Below are 4,767 nucleotides of genomic sequence, written 5' to 3'. Positions count from 1 at the left end.
AGTACAATAATCACCAATAATTCGACTATCAGTTTAGAAAGTTTGGCAGAACAATTGTATGTAGTTAAAATAGTTACAGGTAGTGGTAGTTTTACTAAAAAGATAACATTAGAGTAATTAATAAGACTTTAATCCTCTAAGATTTGTCTTTTAACTAATAAACACAAGCTAATTAATAACAAATAGTATTTTTGTCTTGGTCAAAAAGTTGTTTACACAACAAAAAATCAAAACATGAAAAAAAATACTTTAAAAAGCAATTTTATCGTTGCTTTCTTACTATCCCTAAGTATATATGCTCAAGTTCCTACCCCAGGAGGTGTTGAGGGTACCGTATTATGGCTAAAAGCAAATGCAGGAACAAATACAACTACAAATGGTGTTGGAATTACGTCTTGGGCCGATCAAAGTGGTAATGGATTTAATGCCACTGGTACTGGTGAGGCAGTTTATTCAACCAACAATGCGATTAACGGGAATCCTGTAATTTATTTTACAGATGATAATAAACCTATAACGGGTTCAACCATAACACGTGGAGTTGGACCTAATAGTAGTATAGAGCAAAGTACATCTTTTGTCGTACAACGTAAAACAGCTATCACAGATGATTGTTTTATCGAGTTTTATGATGGAGCTTCTAGACAGTTTTACATTGATAGAAGATATGATGCTAACGAGCCCTTTTTTACTCTGCCAACAGGAGTTCAGCAAATTATTTCGGTTTCAGATCCAGGAGGTTCTGGACCCGGTGCAAATTCAACAATTTATTTAAACTCCAAAGATTTTTTTACTTCTGAAAATCTATTTTCTACCACATGGGAGAACGGTTCTTATGTTGTAGGTGATGATGACACAGGAGGAAATCAATTAAATGGTGAAATAGCAGAGATAATTTATTTTGATTATGAACTGTCTGATACTAACAGAAAAAAAGTAGAAAGTTATTTAGCTATTAAATACGGAATTACATTAGATAATACAGACGGAGGAACAGATGGTGATTATATAATAAGTACAGGAACAACTCTTTGGGATGCTTCGGTAAATGCTACTTATCATAATGACGTAATTGGTATTGGTAAAGATAATGGTACGGCTTTAGATCAACGAAAATCTACAGAATTTAATACGGATCCAACTTTGTCTATTGAGAAAACAACTAGTTTTTCTAGTGATTTAGATTATTTAATAATAGGAAATGATGCTGCTTCCTTAGCTTTTACAACTTCAGGAGTACCAAGTGGAATTACAAACAAATCTGGGAGAACTTGGAAGGTAGAAACCAATGGAACTCCAGGAACAATTTCGGTAAGTTTTACTTTGGGTACAACTTTAACAAATTCAGGAAATCCATCAGAGTATGCGTTATTAATAGATTCTGATACCGATTTTTCTACAGGAGCAACTATTCACTCTTCTGGTGCAAGTATAAATGGAAATGTATTAACATTCACCAACGTAAGTTTAGCAGATGGAGATTTTTTTACCTTGACTTATACTCCTGTAACTGAATTCCCAGGAGCTGTATCTACTGGGTTGACACATTGGTTTAAGGCTGATTCAGGTACAAATACCTCTGTAGATGGAGGAGCAATAACTACTTGGGAGGATCAATCCACAATTGACGGTTCTGATAATGCTACTAAAACAGGAACAAACGCGGTAACTTATCAAACAGAAATCCATAACTACAATCCATCTGTTCTTTTTCAAGATGGTGGAGATGGACATTTAAATATAGCCAATAATTTGGATCAGTTAGCAGGAACAAATTACAGTATTTTTGCTGTTACGGAAAGAACAACCGATTCAAGTTTAGGAGCTAATTCACATAATTTTTTCATGGGGATTGAAACAACTGCCGACGATGAGGGGTTTCGATTGGGATATGTTAACAATACAAGAGCACAATTACATCATGATGGATCTGGGAACAATATCAACGTAAATTTATCTGCAGGGTTTGTAGATGCTGCTACGGAACAACCGACTATGTTTAAAGCGATTCATAATCAAGGAACGTCTAGAAGTTTATCAATACTAACTGCTTTGGAGGCTACTGAAATTACAGAATCATCATCTAACACAAATAATTTAAATAGCAGTACGGCTACTGGGACTATTGGTAGGTGGAGAGCAAATAGAGGATTTGAAGGATATGTTTCAGAAATAATTATTTATACAGATGATTTAAACGCTGTAGATCAATTAAAGGTAGAAAGCTATTTGGCAGTTAAATATGCTTTGACCTTAGATAATTCAGGAGGAGGTACCGATGGAGACTATACTGATAGTGATGCTAATGTTATTTGGGATGCTTCTGCAAACACAACCTATCATAATGAAATTATAGGAATTGGTAGAGATGATGCTTCTTCTCTAAACCAACTAAAATCATCAGAACCAATTTCATCAACTCAATTAACTATTGATAGAGTTACTAATTTTATCAATAACCAAGATTATTTATTAGTAGGTCATGATAATGGTGTTGTTGGAGTAACAACTTCAGGGACAAGTCCTGTATATAGTGAACGTCTTACGAGAACATGGAAAGCGAGTGTTTCAGGAGCAGTAAATGGAGTTACGGTTAGTGTTACTTTGCCTTCAGGAAGTACAGGTGATACAAAAGATTATGCACTCTTAATTGATTCAGATACAGATTTTTCAGACAGTAGAATTCATACCAATGGAGTTTCTTTAGATGGTGATACTGTTACCTTTACCAATGTAAACTTAGCTGATGGTGATATTTTTACAGTTGGAATCAGGTTGTCTTTTGGACCTGCAAACGTTACTACAGCGTTAACGCATTGGTTGAGGGCAGATACAGGTACTTCTACAACTACTGATGGAGCAGCAATTAGCCAATGGGACAATCTAACAGGAATAAACCATGCAACACAGGCAGGAACAAGTGATTTTCCAACCTATGAAGAAAATATTCATAATTTTAATCCATCAGTACATATCACAAATGGTGATAACGGATATTTTGATTTAAATTTAAATGATATTAATAATTCTAACTACAATGTAATAGCCATTGTAGAAAGAGATAATACCGAAAGTGAAAATTATGTATTAGGAACAACAGCTAATACTTCTAATCAAAGTCTTCATTTTGGTTACAGAGAAAATAATTCGTTAGCATTGGCCCAATATGGTAATGATCTAGATGTTGTCGTTAATAATTATGACACGCCATCAACCTCTATAGCTTTAATTAGAGGTCAGTTAGATAATGGAAGTGGAAAGATTGTACAAGAATTGAGAGATGGTAATTTATCTGAAAACACAGATAGCTCTACTGCTTTTTTAACAGGAAATAATTCAGGAGTTTTAGGTAGAGGTTACAGTACAAATGGTTTTCAAGGTTATGTATCAGAAGTAATTGCATACAACAGTACATTATCAAATGTAGACCTTGCTAAAATTTATTCTTATTTAGCAATTAAGTATGGTATGACCTTAGATTTATCTGATGGAGTAACCAATGGAGACTATACAGATAGTAGAGGAAGTATACTTTGGGATGCATCAGAAAATAGTACCTATCATAATGACGTTGCTGGTATTGGTTATGATATTGCATCTAACTTAATTCAAAAGCAATCAAAGTCAGAAAGTTCTGATGATATTTTAACAATTTCTATATATAGTTCTGTAACGGCAACGAATAATTTAAATTTAGGTTCTTTTGATGATAATTTAGATTATTTAATTTGGGGTAATAATGGAAGTACATCTAGCATTACTTTAGTAGATCATATAAGTTCTCAAAATGCATGTTTAAAACAATTTGATAGAGATTGGAAAATTAGCAATTCTGGAAATGTAGAAGATATTACCTTACAATTTGATGTTTCTGCTTTTAGCTCTAGAGATTTTAATTTAATTATTGATTTAGATGGAGACGGAGACTATACTACAGGAACTATAGAAACGGTATCAACGGGTAGTATTAACGGAAATAATATTGTTTTTACCAATGTGGATTTACCAAATGATTGTGTATTTACTTTGGTAGATAATAGTACTGATATAGTTTACAAAGTAGGAGCTTGGCTTGGTGGATCAGGAACAAACGGAGAATTTAATGATTCTACTACAGATTTAACAAAATCGGTTAAAATTTCTGAAGATGTTACTCTAACAGATTCACATAATTGTAAATGTTTAATCGTTGCCAATGGTGCCAAAGTTACAGTAGGAACAGGAGAATATTTAAAAGTAACTCATACGTTAAATTCTAATGGAGCAATTTATTTAGAAGGAACCTCTGAGTTAATTCAAACAGATACAAACACAAATTCAACGACTGGTCAAGTTTATAAGATTTTAAACGAAGCTACAAGCTCTATTTATAGATACAATTATTTTTCATCCCCAGTACATACTTCAGGAACGTTTAGTATTGGAGGGGATTTAAAAATAAACACAGGAGCTACTTTGGGTAACAATACAGATCCTAGTTTTATAACCAATGATTTGGATGGTTTTGGAACCACATTTAGTACAAGATGGTTTCATACTATGATCAATGATTATGACTTTACAGAAATAGACGAGAATACTACTATGATTCCAGGGATCGGGTTTACGATGAAAGGAACAGGTCAGAGCAATGCTTATAACTTGATCGGAACTCCAAATAATGGAAATGTAAATATTGTAGTTTCATCGGGTAGGTTTTTATTAACAGGAAATCCGTATCCATCAACCATTAGTGCCAATGCATTTAACACGGCTAACAGTTCTTCA

Annotated in this window: 1 protein-coding gene; it reads left to right on the top strand. The window is 33.5% G+C overall.

The window, feature by feature from the left end; all coding sequences use genetic code 11:
- Positions 1-234 precede the first annotated feature (234 nt).
- A partial coding sequence (locus tag FHR24_RS15410; protein WP_167191081.1) for a beta strand repeat-containing protein occupies positions 235-4,767 on the top strand: 4,533 nt, incomplete at its 3' end.

The sequence above is a fragment of the Wenyingzhuangia heitensis genome, from assembly GCF_011762155.1.
Classification (GTDB): Bacteria; Bacteroidota; Bacteroidia; order Flavobacteriales; family Flavobacteriaceae; genus Wenyingzhuangia; species Wenyingzhuangia heitensis.
The sequence above is the reverse complement of the archived record's forward strand: the minus strand, read 5'-3'. Positions and strand labels throughout refer to the sequence as shown.